Origin of the sequence: Burkholderia sp. AU31624 (assembly GCF_020420065.1) — a bacterium.
In the GTDB taxonomy this organism is placed as follows: Bacteria; Pseudomonadota; Gammaproteobacteria; order Burkholderiales; family Burkholderiaceae; genus Burkholderia.
This window is the reverse complement of sequence record NZ_JAIZRT010000002.1, coordinates 508,541-523,569: the sequence shown is the minus strand read 5'-3', so window position 1 is coordinate 523,569 and position 15,029 is coordinate 508,541. Positions and strand designations below refer to the sequence as shown.

The window sequence follows — 15,029 nt, the reverse complement described above, 5'->3', positions numbered from 1 at the left end:
GCAGCACGCCGCGCGCGGCCGCCTCATGGCGAACGCGCGGGCATGCCCGCCGGCGGTGTCAGGTAGGGAGGGCCGCCGGCCGTTTCAGCTCGGCCGGCCGGCGCGGAAAGCGCAGCCAGAACGTCGTGCGCCGGCCCGGGTCGCTGTCGACGCCGCATTCGCCGCCGTGGTTGTCCATGATCGAGCGGACGATCGCGAGCCCCAGCCCCGTCCCTTGCGCCGAATTGTGCCGGGATGGATCGACGCGATAGAAGCGCTCGAAGATCCTTCCAACATGCTGGGCCTCGATGCCGGGCCCCGTATCCGACACGGCGATCGTCGTCGCCCCGCCCTGCTCCACGCAATCGATCGTCACGATGCTGCCGCGCGGCGCGTAGGCCAGCGCATTCGACAGCAGGTTGCTCAGCGCGCGCTGGTACAGCGTCAGATCCGCATCGACCCACGCATGGCCGTCGACCTTCACCGTCACGCCGGCATCCTCCGCCAGCGGCTCGTAGTAGCCCGCGACGCGCCCCGCTTCTTCCGACGCATCCAGGCGCCGCACACTGATCGACGTGCCGGCCTGTTCCGAACGCGCCAGGAACAGCATGTCCTCGATCATCCGCGACAACCGCTGGTATTCGTCGATGCTCGACTCGATCACGTTCCGGTATTCGTCCGCGCTGCGCGGCTGCGACAGCACGACCTGCGCGGCCGCCTGCAGGTTCGTGAGCGGCGTGCGCATGTCGTGCGCGAGATTCGACGAGAACTGGCTCAGCCGCGTGAACGATTCGTTCAACCGTTCGAGCATGCCGTTGAACGCGTGCTCGAGCTCCTTCAGCTCGCCGGCCGTATCGAGCGCCGGCAGCGGATGGGCGAGCCGGCTCGTCGACATCTGTTCGGCGCGCGCCGCGAACCGCCGCAGCGGGCTCAGCCCGAGCGCCGCGATGCCGTATGCGATCGCCGCCGCGAGCACCACGCCGAACACCTCGATCACGACGATCGTATAAGCGTGCGTGCGCAGCAGCAGCACATCGGCGCTGCGGTCGTACTGCACCACGACGCGCACCACGGGCGCGCCTGCACCGGCAAGCGGCACATTCGTCACCAGATACTGCTGCCGTGCGCCCGGCGGCGCGACGCCGACCGGCACGCGCCCTGCATTCAGCGACATCAGCGGCGCAACGAGGCGGAAGCCGGGCGTGCCGACCAGGCGCGCACCCGTGGCGTCGAAGATCGCGAGATCCATGTTCGGATGACCATGCAACTGGTCGATCCAGATGTCGGTGTTGCGCGCGACGTCGGCGGTCGAGCGTGCTTCGGCCAGATGCGCGCCCAACGCGGCGGAGATGCCGGCCATCTGCTCGGCCGCCGCGGTTTCGACGCGATTGCTCAGCGCCTCGTACAGCGCGACGCCGCTCGACGCGAGGATCACCGACGTCGACAGGATGATCAGCGCGGTCAGGCGTCCGCGCAGCGTGCGCGGCAACAGGCGCGCGATCACGTCGCGCTGCCGCCGCGCGCCTCGAGCACGTAGCCCATGCCGCGCACGGTGTGGATCAGCTTCGGGTCGTATGCATCGTCGATCTTCGAGCGCAGGCGCCGGATCGCCGAATCGACGACGTTCGTGTCGCTGTTGAAATTCATGTCCCACACCTGCGACGCGATCGTCGCGCGCGGCAGGATCTCGCCCTCGCGGCGCATCAGCAGCCACAGCAGCGCGAACTCCTTCGCGGTCAGCAGGATCGTGTCGCCCTGCCGGGTGGCCTTGCGGCGCGTCAGGTCGAGTTCGAGGTCGGCCACGCGCAGCGTGTTCGAATCGCGCGGCTGGCCGCGCCGCAGGATCGACTTGATGCGCGCGGTCAGCTCGACGAAGTCGAACGGCTTCGCGAGATAGTCGTCGGCGCCGAGCTCGAGTCCCTTCACGCGATCGCCGACATCGTCGCGCGCGGTCAGGAACAGCACGGGCGTCGACTTGCTGCGCCGCAGGTTCTGCAGCAGCGTCCAGCCGTCCTGCCCGGGCAGCATCACGTCGAGCACGAGCAGGTCGTACTCCTCGGTCTCGGCCTGATGCTGGCCCGTGATGCCGTCCTCGACCCAGTCGACGACATAGCCGGCTTCCGTCAGCCCCTTGCGCAGGTACGCGCCCGTCTTCGGTTCATCCTCGACAATCAGAATTCGCATCACGCATTACCCTTGAAGAAACCCAGCCGGCGCAGCACGCCCGAGCCGAAGCCGCCGCGCAACGCCGCGCGCCACGACACCGCATGGCTGACACGGTACAGCACCGGCAGCACCAGCAGCGTCAGCGCCGTGGACGACAGGATACCGCCGATCACGACCGTCGCGAGCGGGCGCTGCACCTCGGCGCCCGTGCCGGTCGCGAACGCCATCGGCAGGAAGCCCAGCGACGCGACGAGCGCGGTCATCAGCACCGGCCGCAGGCGCGTGAGCGCGCCTTCGCGCACGGCGGCCTCGAGCGGCACCCCTTCGTCGCGCAGGTTGCGGATGAACGAGATCATCACGAGCCCGTTGAGCACGGCCACACCGGACAGCGCGATGAAGCCGACCGCCGCCGTGATCGACAGCGGAATCCCGCGCAGCCACAGCGACACCACGCCGCCGCTCAGCGCGAACGGAATGCCGGTGAACACGAGCAGCCCGTCCTTCACGTTGTTGAACATCACGAACAGCAGCACGAACACCATGAACAGCGCGAGCGGCACGACCAGCTTCAGGCGCTCGCTCGCGCTTTGCAGCTGCTCGAACTGCCCGCCCCACGACACCCAGTAGCCGGCCGGCACGCGCACGTCCTGCTGCAGTTGCTCGCGTGCGTCGGCGACGAACGACCCGACGTCGCGCCCGCGCACGTTCGCGCTGACGACCACGCGCCGCTTGCCGTCCTCGCGGCTGATCTGGTTCGGGCCCGGCGCGACGTCGATCGTCGCCAGTTCCGCGAGCGGTACGTACGGCGCCGCCGCGAGCGGTGCGCTGGCGCCGGCCGCCGGTGCGGGCAACGCGATCGGCAGCCGCTTGATCGCCTCGATGTCCGAGCGCAGCTCGTCGGGCAGCCGCACGACGATGTCGAAGCGCCGGTCGCCCTGGAACAGCGTGCCGGCCTTCTGCCCGCCGACGGCCGCGGCCACCGAGTCCTGCAGGTCCGCCACGCTCACGCCGTAGCGCGCGAGCTTGTCGCGATCGAGGTTGACGGTCAGCACGGGCAGGCCGGTGGTCTGCTCGACCTTCACCTCGGACGCGCCCGGCACCTTCTGCAGCGCGGCCGCGATCTGCTCGCCGGTCTGGTTCAGCACGGCCATGTCGTCGCCGAAAATCTTCACGGCGACGTCGCTGCGCACGCCCGAGATCAGTTCGTTGAAACGCAGCTGGATCGGCTGCGAGAACTCGTAGGCGTTGCCCGGCAGCTCGGCGAGCGCTTCCTCGATCTCGCGCACGAGCTGGTCGCGCGGCTTCTTAGGGTCGGGCCACTGGTCGGCCGGCTTCAGCATGATGTAGCCGTCCGACAGGTTCGGCGGCATCGGGTCGGCCGCGATCTCGGCCGTGCCGGTGCGCGCGAACACGCGCTCGATCTCGGGGAAGCGCGCCTTCAGCGTCTTCTCGATCGCCTTCTGCATCTCGACCGACTGCGACAGGCTCGTGCCGGGAATCCGCAAGGCGGCCACGGCCAGGTCGCCTTCGTTGAGGCTCGGGATGAACTCGCTGCCGAGCCGCGTGGCCAGCCCAAGCGTGGCGAGCACGATCACGCCCGCGCCGATCATCACGCGCGCCGGGCGCGTCATGAATGCGGCGAGCGCCGGCTCGTACGCGCGCCGCGCCCAGCCCATCAGCCGGTTCTCCTTCTCCTCGACACGCTCGCCGATGAACAGCGCGACGGCCGCCGGAATGAACGTGACGGTCAGCACCATCGCGGCCGCGAGCGCCATCACGACGGTAATGGCCATCGGGTGGAACATCTTGCCTTCGACACCTGTGAGCGCAAAGATCGGCAGGTACACAACCATGATGATCAGTTGCCCGAAGATCAGCGCGCGACGCGCTTCCTGCGATGCGCCGAACACTTCCGCGAAGCGCTCGTCGCGTGTCAGGGGCCGGCCGGCAGCGCCCTGCGCATGCGCGAGCCGTCTCACGCAGTTCTCGACGATCACCACCGCGCCGTCGACGATGATCCCGAAGTCGAGCGCGCCGAGGCTCATCAGGTTCGCGCTCACCTTCGCGTTCACCATGCCGGTGAAGGTCATCAGCATCGACAGCGGGATCACGAGCGCGGTGATCAGCGCCGCGCGCATGTTACCGAGGAACAGGAACAGCACGGCGATCACGAGAATCGCGCCTTCCAGCAGGTTCTTCTTCACCGTCGCGACGGCCTTCTCGACGAGCACGGTGCGGTCGTACACGGGGATCGCCTTCACGCCGGACGGCAGCGTGCGGTTCACGTCCTCCATCTTCGCGGCGACGGCCTTCGCGACCGTGCGGCTGTTCTCGCCCATCAGCATGAAGACCGTGCCGAGCACGACCTCCTCGCCATCCGACGTCGCCGCGCCGGTGCGCAGCTCGCGGCCGATGTCGACCAGCCCGACGTCCTTCATCCGCACCGGCACGCCGCCGACGTTGGTCAGCACGATGCTGGCGATGTCGTCGACGGTGCGCGCCTGGCCCGGCACACGCACCAGATACTGCTCGCCGCGCTTCTCGATGTAGCCGGCGCCGACGTTGTCGTTGTTGCGCTCCAGCGCGCGCACGATGTCGGCGAGCGTCAGCCCGTACGACATCAGCTTTGCCGGGTTCGGCGCGACACGGTATTCCTTCACGTAGCCGCCGATCGAGTTGACCTCGGTCACGCCGCGCACGTTGCGAAGCTGCGGCCGGACGACCCAGTCCTGCAGCTCGCGCAGGTCGGCCGCCGTATAGCGCGTGCCGTCGGGCTTGCGCGCGTTGGCGTCGGCTTCGACGGTCCACAGGTAGATCTCGCCGAGGCCCGTCGATGTCGGCCCCATTGCGGGCGTGATACCGGCCGGCAGCTTGTCTTTCGCTTCCTGAATGCGCTCGTTGACGAGCTGTCGCGCGAAATAGATGTCGGTGCCGTCCTTGAAGATCACCGTGACCTGCGACAGCCCGTAGCGCGAGATCGAGCGCGTCTGCTCGAGGCCCGGCAGGCCGGCCATCACGGTCTCGATCGGATAGGTGATGCGCTGCTCGGCCTCCAGCGGCGAATAGCCGGGCGCGGCCGTGTTGATCTGGACCTGCACGTTGGTGATGTCGGGCACCGCGTCGATCGGCAGCTTCTGGTAGCTGAACACGCCCAGCGCGGCCACGGCCGCGATCGCCAGCATCACGAGCCAGCGGTGCGCAATCGCAAAGCGGATCAGGCGCTCAAACATGACGGGATTCCTTGAAACGGGGCACGGTCACCCTCGACGGACGGGCCGCCCGGCCAGTTACACGGCGGGCCGGAAAGCGGGCCGCATACCGGGCCGCAAGGCGTGCAATGGCACACACGTAGCGCTCATTCATGTTCCGCGCTCCCCTTGCCGAGTTCGGCCTTCAGCACGAAGCTGTTCGACGCCGCGTATTCCTGGCCCGGTTTGAGCCCCTTCAGCACTTCGGTCGCCCGTTCGTCGCGCCGGCCCGTTTCGACGGCCTGCGCGACGAAACCTTTCGACGAGCGCACGAAGACGGACGGTGCGCCGTCGACGTCCTGCAGCGCGTCGCTCGCGACCGCGAGCGGCACGCTCTGCTTGCCCGCGTCGACCGACACGTTCACGAACATCCCGGGCCGCCACACGCCGTCCGGGTTCGGCAGCACGACGCGCGCCGGCGCGGTGCGCGTCTGTTCGCCGAGCAGCGACCCCACGTACGCGATCGGGCCGCTCGAGCGCGATTCGAACGCGGTCGCGATGACCGTCGCATCGCGGCCGACCCGCACGTCGTTCAACCGCTGCGCCGGCACGGCCATCTCGGCCCATACCGTCGAGAGATCAGAAATCACGAACATGCTGGCATCGGCGGCAATCGCTTCACCCGGTGTTGCATGCTTCTCGACGATCGTGCCCGCGAACGGCGCGCGCAGTTCGTAGCGGTTCAGCGCGCCCGCGCCGACCGGCGCATTCAGCGCGGCCAGCTTCTGCCGCGCGTTCTGCACGGCGATCTCGGCTTCACGCAACTGCACCTGCGCCTGCTGGTAGTCCTGCTCGGCCGAGATGCGCTCCTTCCACAGCGTGCGCTCGCGCTCGTAGGTCGCGCGGGCGCCCGACAGCCGGCGCTCGGCCGTCAGCAGCTCGCTGCGCCGGTCGGCGAGATCGGTGCTCGCGATCACGGCCAGCACCTGCCCCTTCGCGACGTTCTGCCCGAGCGACACCGACACCTGCTCGACGATGCCGGCCACGCGCGGCACCACATGCGCGGTGCGATCCTCGTTGAACTTGATCTCGCCCGGCAACTGGAACGGCGTCGCGATCTGCGCGGGGCCGGCCTTCGCCAGCGCGATCTTCGAGGTCGCGAGCTGCGCGTCCGTCAGCGCGATCGCGCCGTCGGCGCGCGCGAACGGGAAGGATGCCGATTCGTTGCCCGCCTTCACGTCGATCGTCGCGTCGAACACGTGCGGCTTGCCGATCGACTGCGCGGATACGAACTTCTGGCCGGCCGCGTCGAAACGCAACGGTTCGTGCGTGCGGTCGTAGCGAACCAGCGTGCCGGACACGGTGACGCCCTTGTCGGCCGGCTTGCCGTCGACCAACGGATAGACGATGAGGCGTGCGTCTCCAGGCTTCTCCGTCATCACGATTTCGACGGACAGCTTGCCGCGCTTGAGCACGACACCGCCGCGCTCGCCGGTGGCTTCGATGGATGAAGCGGCAACGGCCGCCGATGCGGACGCGCCGTTGCCGCCGCCGTTGCGCGTGACGCCGAGTGCGCCGATGACGATCCCGGCGCTGCCGAGCACGACCGCCGCGATGATCAGGATTCTGTTGCGTGACATGGTGATCCTTCAGGTAAAAGAGGCGTCCGTTGCGCTATTGCGCGGTCGGTGCAAGCGGCGCGAGCGGCGTTCCGACCAGCCGGCCGATGTCGGCGCGAGCCGTATGGGCATCGGCGAGCGCGCGCACGTATTGGGACTGGCCCTGGAACAGCGTGCGCTGCGCATCGAGCACGTCGAGGAAGCTGAACTTCCCGAGTTCGTAGCCGCGCGACATCGCGTCGAGCGCAAGGCGTGCGGCCGGCAGGATGTCGGCCTTCAGCCGCTGCGCTTCCTGCGCGGCGGCTTCGAAATTCGCGTACGCCTGCGTGAGGTCCAGCCGCAGCCGCGTGCGTTCGCGATCGAGATCGGCATTCGCGCGCGCGGCCTTGTGCGTCGCCTCGAGCAGCGCGCCCTTGTTCGTGTTGAACAGCGGAATCGGGATCGACACACCGACCACCGCCTGGTTGTCCGGCACGCCGCCCGTGGTCACGCGCTTCACGCCCGCGCTGATCGTCACGTCCGGAATGCGCCGCGCGCGTTCGAGCGACACGGCCGCGTTCGAGCGCAGCATCTCGGCGCGTGCGATCCGTGCCAGCGGAGCGTCATCGAGCTGCGCGGTCAGCGCGGACAGTTGCTCGACCGGCGGCACGACTTCGAGGTCGCCCTGCACCGCAAGCCGGCCGTCGCGTGCTTCGCCCATCACCGCGTTCAGCTTTTCGCGCGCGACCTCGACACGGCCGCGCGCGGTCACCACTTCGATCTGCACGCCGGCCGCCGCCACGTGCGCCTTGGTCGCCTCGACCGGCGACACCTTGCCGGCCTGCGCCCGGCGGCTCGCGAGATCCGCGGAGCGCGCGGCGATCGCGGCCGATTCCTCGGTCACCTGAAGCTGACGCTGCGCGGCGAGCAACCCGTAGAACGCGGCGGTCACGTCGGCGCGCACGACGGCGCCCTGCTCGTCGAGCGATGCATTGGCCGCTTCCCTGCCGTACGACGCGACATCGAGCCGCGCGCTGCGCTTGCCGCCGAGTTCGATCGTCTGGTTGATCAACGCGGTCGACGTGCGTTCGGCGCGGCGAAACCCTTCCTGCAGGAACGACACTTCGGGATTGGGACGCGCGCCGGCCTGCATCAGTGCACCGGCCGACGCATCGACGTCCGCGCGCGCGCCGCGCAGCGCCGGATTGTTCCGGGCCGCGACCGATAGCGCATCGGCAAGCGTCAATGAGTTGGGAGGGAGAGCGTCGGGGGGCGGTACGCTGATCGGCGCGACGCTGCCGGAGGCAGACGGGGCCGGCCCCGGCGACAGCGACGGCTGCGCATGAGCCGTCGCGGCCATCGCGAAGACGATGGCCACGGCGAGGTTGAGCTTGAGCATGTTCGGTTCTGCGGTAACGGTTCGCGACCGATGCTACGGTTCGGCCGCAGTGCGAACATGAGGCGAAGATGATATTTCCGTCATGTTGGGGGCGTGGTACTCACCGAGCCAGCGGACATATCGGCCCTGATAGTCAACTGCCGCTACGCCTGCGCGCCCACGAACGATCCAACAACGTCGTCAAAGTTAATCGGACTCGTCGCATCCCTTCCGACCATTCACTTCGGTCACGTCAAACTAATTGTCAGCATTCCAAAATTTAGAACTAGTTCTATAGACATCTTCACTTAAAAATATGACTTTTCAGGGTTCCGGCAGCACGACCGTAACCATGCCGCTCCATGACTTCATGGTCGTGCGCCCCCCTTGAAACCCTACACAACGAGACTTCACATCAATGAACGATTTCTTCCGCCGAGACGAGTACGAATTCGATGCTGACGACGATAAAGAATGGTTTCTTGTTCACTCCGGGGCCATCACCAACAAAAATCCGGGTTCGATGGTTCATGTTTACATCAATACGACCCCCATCTGCCCTAACATGACCAACAGAGAATTTCGAATTATGGTCGCGCGACTGATTAAATGGTCCATAGTTCTAGTGGACCGAAGGATCGCCGATCTGAAGCAATATGACGAAAAAACCAGAGAAAGAATGATCTATTGGTTCAATCGATGCAATGAGAATACAAGACAATATCTCATCAATGGCTTCTCACGACAGCTCTCCGTTCTTAAAACACTAACGCCACACAACTTCGTTCGATCTGATCCGAACCTCGATAGAATGTTAGGTTGCGTCCCGAACATGGGTGACATTGACAACGAGGCCGCTCATGTTTGCGGGCCTAACACGGAGCGCAGGCTTATAAGTATCGCCGCGAAATTTTGCACCGGCTTGCGCGATCAGAATATGTACGGAGATTCTCGCCTATCTACGCTCATTCACGAAGTAACACATTTCGTTGACACCTTCGGCAGCTGCGACACTCGTTACGGGCTCGACCCCACATCAGCCGCATGGGCAAGAGCCAATCCCGAACTGGCATTGAGAAATGCGGATACACTCACCGGATTCGTGATCTACGGCGAAGATTTATTTTCAGAGTAAGGAGCCGGAATCAGCATGAGAATTTTTGTCTCGGCACTAATCTCACCCATCGCAACGTTGTTCTTTTTTTCCATGAATGCTGCAGCAGAATGCCAGGGATCACAAAATCTGCCGTCACAACAATTTTTCGTGACCTTCTCAGCCAATAGTCACGAAGTCTCGAAATCCGAACGGATGCGAATTGAACGATGGGTCTCGACAATGAACGCAAAATATCCAATTCAAAACCGGATCGACATCATTGGCAGTGCATCAAGAAATGAAATTGGCGCCGATCAACTTGCAACGAAACGTGCTTCCGCGACGGCGAAGGTGGTCATAGACGGTGGCCTGATAAACGCGCCACTTCAGATAAAGACGCAAATTTATCCAGCCAATAGCACAACCGAGCTAACATCGGACGCCCGCGAGGTCACCGTTCAAGTGAGCCCCGGCTGCCCCGACAACTGTTGTACGGGCCATTGACATGAACGCCGCCGCGCTTGCGTTGAACCCCACACATCCAGCGCTTTCGTGCGACGGCCCATCGAATCTATCAGGGCGCGATTTCGACGTTTGAATCGACAATGATTCGAGCGAAATTGAAGCTATCCGGGTGTTCTCAGGAATCAAACGGCCCCTTGCTTCACCCGCCGCCGCTCGACGAGCCAATCAAGCAATTGCCGCCCGTCGCGCTCGCCGAACCAGCGAGCATGACCGATCAGGTAGCCGTCGTATGCGATATCGACGATGGCCGGCGCATCGATGATGCAGCCGAAATAAGCGACTTCCGACAGCGCGAACTCCGTATGCACGATCGGCAGCAGCGCGACCAGCGCCGCATAGGCTTCGTCGCCCAGCGGTTCCAGCGATTCGTACCCGTCGAGCAGCGCGTCGATCTGCGCATACTCGACGCGACGCGCATCGGCCGGCGCCATCCAGTCGACCGTATTGCGCTCGATCGCGAGCGCGAGATCCATCACCGCACAGGTGCGATCCGACAGCCCGAAATCCAGCACGGTCCGCACCTGCGCACCGGGCCCCGCTTCGGTCCACAACAGGTTCGACGCATGCCAGTCGCCGTGCGTCCACAGCGGCGGCAGCGCAGGCAACAGCGGCACGAGACGTGCGTGATACGGGCCGATCGCATCGGCCACGTCGCCGCGCCAGTCACGCGCACCGAGCGCGCGCACGAGCAGCGGCTGCGCGTCGACCCAGCGTTCGAGCGCGCCCGCCAGATCGGCGGACGACAGCACGCGAAAGCTCGACAGCAGCGTCCGCACGGGCCGCGCCGGCGCATCGTAGCCGGCCGACGCGCGATGCAGCTCGGCCAGCGCGCGGCCGGCCGCGTACGCGTGCGAAGCATGCGTGAACGGCTGCCACGACATCACGCCGCGATACGGGTCGACGCCCGGCGCCCGGACGTGCACCTCGTAGGTCCAGTCGCCGGACGCAAATGCGGTCGCACCGTCGCGATCGGCAAGAATGTCGACCACCGGCATCCCGCGCTCGCGCAGATGCGCGATGAAACGATGCTCTTCCTCGAGCCCTTCCACATCGCGCAGGCTCACATGATGACGCTTGACGAACAGCCCGCGCCCGTCCGTCATCTGCACCAGGACGGCCGCCGCGAACTGCCGCGGGCTGTGCCATGTGAGCCGCGCGGGCTCGCCGGCGCCGTCGATCCGGGCGAGCACCGCCGCCACCTCGTCGTGCGTCATCAGCGGCCAGTCGCGTTCGGCCTGCTCGCCGTCAACGCCGAATTGCGGCGGCGCGACGTCACGCGACAGGGATCCGTCCGGCTCGAGGGGGAATGACATGAACGACGTTGCTCCGTGGTTGATTCAGATCGGCACGTGGATCAGCGCGCGCCGCCGCCGGTTGCCAGCGCACCGCCGGCCGCCGCGCGCAACGCCGCGGCCGTGCGGCTCCAGTCGCGCCAGCCGACGACGGCCAGCCCGATGAACAGCGCATAGAGTCCGGCCGTCAGATACAGTTCCTTGAACACGAACATCCCGACGTACACGACGTTCACGACGATCCACAGCCCCCACGACGCGATGTAGCGGCGCGCGGTCCAGTATTGCGCGACGAGGCTGAACGCGGTCAGCGATGCATCGACGAACGGCAGCGCCGCATCGGTCCAGCGCGCCATCATGCCGCCGAGCAGCGCGCTGCCGACGACGGCCGCGATCAGGTCGGGCAGCATCTGCATCGGCCGCACGCCCGTGACGGGTGCGACGTCGCCTGCCGGTGCCGCACTGCCATTGGCTTCGCTCGCACGCTGCGCGAGCCAGCGTTGCCAGCCGTACACCTGCAGCACCGCGAACGCGCCCTGCAGCAGCATGTCCGAATACAGCTTCGCGTCGAAGAAGATCCAGCCGTACAGCGCGACCGACACGAGCCCGACCGGCCAGCACAGCATGCGCCGCTTCGCGGTCAGCCAGATCGCGAGCGCGCTGACGATCACGCCGGCGATTTCGAGTGGGGACATCGTCTGTGCTCTCCAGGTTGGCTGCCGGGGCCGCGCATCACGCGGCCGGTTCCGGACGATCAGAAATCATAGGTCAACGACACGCGCGCGGTGCGCGGCGCACCCGGGAACAGGTACGCATCGCCTTGCTGCTCGCCCGCGTCGCGCCAGTAGAACTTGTTGAACAAGTTGTCCACCGATACGCGCAACACCGTGCGATGTCCAGCGATCTTCGTCGTATAGCGTGCGCCGAGATTGAACACGAACCACGACGGCACGCGCGCGGTGCCCTCCTCGTTCGCGTTGCGGGCCGCGCTGTACTCGACACCGCCCAGCACGTTCAGCCCCGCGACGCCCGGCACCGCGTAGTCCGCATACACGGTCGCGCGCAGCGCCGGCACGTTGATGATCTGGTGCCCTTCATACGCCGGCGACCCGGAATCGTACGCACGTGCACGAATCGCCGCGACGCTGGCCGTCAGCCCCAGGCGCTCGGTCACGCGCCCGGCCGCGCCGAGCTCGATCCCCTGGTGCCGCTGCGTGCCGCGCTGCACGAACGTGTAGCTCGTGCCCGATGCGTCCGGGTCGGCGAACTGGAACGGCTTGCTGATCGAGAACACGGCGGCCGTGAGGCTCAGCCGGTCGAGCCAGTCGTATTTTGCGCCGACCTCGAACTGGTGCGATTCGACCGGCGGCAGGAACGCATACGCGTTGGTCGCGCGCACCGGCGCCTGGTCGCCGAGCGACAGCGCCTTGCTGTACGACGCGTACAGCGACAGCACGTTCACCGGCTTGTAGACGAGCGCCACTTGCGGCAGGAACACCGAGCGGTCGGTATGCGTCGCGTCGCCGTCGAGGCTGCTCCAGCTACGCTGGCGCAGCAGCACTTCCTTGCCGCCCGCGAGCACCTGCCAGTGTTCACCGATGCTGATGCGGTCGAGCCCGAACACGCCGTACTGCCACGCATCGAGGCGCGGATACGACGGGCCGGGCGAATTCGGCGACGGAGAAAACGTCGTGTCGGGCCCGTAGATGTTCTCGCTGCCTCTGATGTCGTACACGGCGTCGGCCATGCTCACGACGCGGCGCTGTACGCTCACGCCGAGCGTCAGCTCGTGCCGCAGCGGGCCCGTCGCGAACTTGCCGGTCGTGACCGCACGCAGGTCGTCGTTGCGACGATATTCGCCGGGGCTGCGGAAATCGTAGACGTCATAGTCGCCGTTCGCGCCGAAGAAGAACGGCGAATTTGTGCCGGCCACGCAGCTACCCTGTGTCGAGCAACCATAGGCGAACGCGCTGTTGTCGTCGATCATCGTGCGGCTGCGGCCCGCGGCGATGTAGGCCTTCCAGTCGTCGTTGAACTGGTAGTCGAAGCGCGCGTTCAGGTTCAGCGCATCGGTCGTCAGCGGTTTCGCCCACGGCTGCGTGCCGAGCGCCTTCGACGTCGTCTTGACCGACGGCACGACGGTGCCGCCAAGCAGCTGATAGCCGGGTGCGGAACGCTGGATCCACTGCTGGAACTCGGCGTTGAGCTGCAGGCTCGCACGCGGGCTGATGTCCCAGTCGGCGGCGATCGAGCCGAACGTGCGCCGTCCGTTCGTGCCGTCGATGTACGAGTGCATGTTCTCCTTCGCGGCATTGATCCGGAAACCGAACTGATTGTCGGGGCCGAAGCGGCGGCCGAGATCGACGGCCGCCGACGTCGAGCCGCGGCTGTCGACGCCGCCCGTCACGCTCGCGACGTTCGCCGAGCGCTTCGTCACGAAGTTGATCACGCCGCCCGGTGCGACGACGCCGCTGTCGATGCCGGCGAGCCCCTTCAGGATCTCGACGCGCTCCTTGTTCTCGAGCGGCACGTTCTGCTCGCCGGACACCGTCAGCCCGTCGATCCGGATTGCGCTCGCGAGATCGACCGGGAAGCCGCGGATCGCAAAGCCTTCGAAATAACCGACCGGCGCATAGTCGTTGACGACCGATGCGTCGTTGCGCACGACGTCGCTCAACCGCTTCGCCTGCTGGTCGTCGAGCTGCGCGCGCGTGACGACGCTCACCGACGCCGGCGTGTCGCGCAGCGGGGTGTCGTCGAGCCCCGCGACCGATGCGTTGCGTACGCGCAGCGCATTGCCGCGCTCGCCGCTCACCGTGATCGTCGGCAGCGTCGCGCTGCCGGTTGCATCGGCATCCGGCGCCGGCGTGTCGCCCTGCGCTGCGGCGGCCTGTGCCGCGAAAAGCGTGATGCCGAGACCGACGCCAAGCCCGACCTTCGCGCGCCGCCGCCGTGCGCGCGACGCTGTTGTTCTATTCACCGTCATTGTTCTGGATGGAAAACTCGCCACTCGACCCTGTCGAAACCGTTTACGAAGCTGCGAAGCGTGCCCGTGCGCGACATTCATCAGACGAACCGGGCGATGCGGCACGCAAGCGGGCCGCTCGGTCGGGAAGACGCAGGATGGGACGTCGGATTCAGGTGATGCGCCGGGAACCGACGCGACCGTCGACGGGTTCGTCGGGGGCGTGTCGGGCCGCCGGCGGCATCGCGCGGTCTTGTCATGCGGGGGGACGCTTCGAACGCCTCGGTGCGGGCGCGACGCACTTGCGCGCACCGTTCGCTGGAACGGCGGCGTGCCCGTCGCGCGCGACATCGCGGCGCGGCGCGCATTTTACCCCGGGGCGGGGCTGACCGACCTGGAATCGGGCGAAACGGGAAACGGGGAAGGCGGGAATGAGGACAGCTCGATTCGCGCGGCACGACGACGGTGCCGATGGGCGCGTGACTTGCGTCGTGCGCGCCCGCCTCAATGACCGGCGCCGTTGCGCACCGGTCATACGGCCGGAAACCGGAGCGGGAACGTTCGCCCGCTCGCGATTCGTCGGCCGTCTGCTCAGAACCCCTGCATCGTCACGGTCGGATCGACGACCAGGTGCACGACGCCGTAGATGACCGCGCCGACGAGCACTGCGAGGATGATCGCCACGAACGGCAGCATCGTGAAGTTGGCGTTCGCGAGATCGGTCGCGTGCGCCTTGCTGTTGCGTACGCCGAAGAAACTCCACAGGACCAGTTTGATCATGCCGAGCAGTTTCATGATTGCGCTCCTTTCCTCTATCGGTTGACGCTATCGTCGATCCAACC

11 protein-coding genes are annotated in these 15,029 nt (G+C 66.5%); 2 read left to right on the top strand and 9 right to left on the bottom strand.

The window, feature by feature from the left end:
- Positions 1-58: 58 nt before the first annotated feature.
- From LGM89_RS07650 to LGM89_RS07630, 5 genes are all read right to left on the bottom strand, one after another.
- Positions 59-1,483 carry a heavy metal sensor histidine kinase gene (locus LGM89_RS07650; protein ID WP_226272754.1) on the bottom strand — a complete coding sequence of 475 codons (1,425 nt, stop codon included), beginning with the start codon at positions 1,481-1,483 and terminating at the stop codon, positions 59-61.
- Positions 1,480-2,163: a heavy metal response regulator transcription factor IrlR gene (irlR, locus tag LGM89_RS07645; protein WP_089497548.1), complete on the bottom strand. Its 684-nt coding sequence runs from the start codon at positions 2,161-2,163 to the stop codon at positions 1,480-1,482. The genes LGM89_RS07650 and irlR overlap by 4 nt, the downstream gene beginning before the upstream one ends.
- Positions 2,163-5,375, bottom strand: coding sequence for an efflux RND transporter permease subunit (locus LGM89_RS07640; protein WP_226272753.1), 3,213 nt, complete (start codon positions 5,373-5,375; stop codon positions 2,163-2,165). Before LGM89_RS07640 ends, irlR begins: the two co-directional genes overlap by 1 nt.
- 125 nt (positions 5,376-5,500) lie before the next feature.
- Entirely contained in the window at positions 5,501-6,973 is a 1,473-nt protein-coding gene (locus tag LGM89_RS07635; RefSeq protein WP_226272752.1) for an efflux RND transporter periplasmic adaptor subunit, read from the bottom strand.
- 34 nt (positions 6,974-7,007) lie between these two features.
- Positions 7,008-8,330, bottom strand: a complete 1,323-nt coding sequence (locus tag LGM89_RS07630; RefSeq protein ID WP_226272751.1) for a TolC family protein — start codon at positions 8,328-8,330, stop codon at positions 7,008-7,010.
- A 397-nt stretch (positions 8,331-8,727) separates the two neighbouring features.
- On the opposite strand from LGM89_RS07630, the gene LGM89_RS07625 reads away from it, so the two are divergent.
- A complete protein-coding gene (locus tag LGM89_RS07625; protein WP_226272750.1) occupies positions 8,728-9,444 on the top strand; it encodes a M35 family metallo-endopeptidase in 717 nt (238 codons plus the stop codon).
- 15 nt (positions 9,445-9,459) lie between these two features.
- Entirely contained in the window at positions 9,460-9,909 is a 450-nt protein-coding gene (locus LGM89_RS07620; RefSeq protein ID WP_226272749.1) for a hypothetical protein, read from the top strand.
- Positions 9,910-10,052: 143 nt separating this feature from the next.
- Here LGM89_RS07620 and LGM89_RS07615 read toward each other — a convergent pair whose 3' ends face one another.
- From LGM89_RS07615 to LGM89_RS07600, 4 genes are all read right to left on the bottom strand, one after another.
- Positions 10,053-11,243: a phosphotransferase enzyme family protein gene (locus LGM89_RS07615; protein WP_226272748.1), complete on the bottom strand. Its 1,191-nt coding sequence runs from the start codon at positions 11,241-11,243 to the stop codon at positions 10,053-10,055.
- A gap of 41 nt (positions 11,244-11,284) precedes the next feature.
- The gene (pnuC, locus tag LGM89_RS07610; RefSeq protein WP_089497555.1) at positions 11,285-11,917 is read right to left on the bottom strand and encodes a nicotinamide riboside transporter PnuC; all 633 of its coding nucleotides are present in this window, start codon (positions 11,915-11,917) and stop codon (positions 11,285-11,287) included.
- A 59-nt stretch (positions 11,918-11,976) separates the two neighbouring features.
- Positions 11,977-14,208, bottom strand: a complete 2,232-nt coding sequence (locus tag LGM89_RS07605) for a TonB-dependent siderophore receptor (protein WP_226272747.1) — start codon at positions 14,206-14,208, stop codon at positions 11,977-11,979.
- Between the two features lie 570 nt (positions 14,209-14,778).
- Complete coding sequence (locus LGM89_RS07600) at positions 14,779-14,982, bottom strand: DUF2970 domain-containing protein (RefSeq protein WP_043178166.1); 204 nt, start codon at positions 14,980-14,982, stop codon at positions 14,779-14,781.
- Between the last annotated feature and the right edge of the window lie 47 nt (positions 14,983-15,029).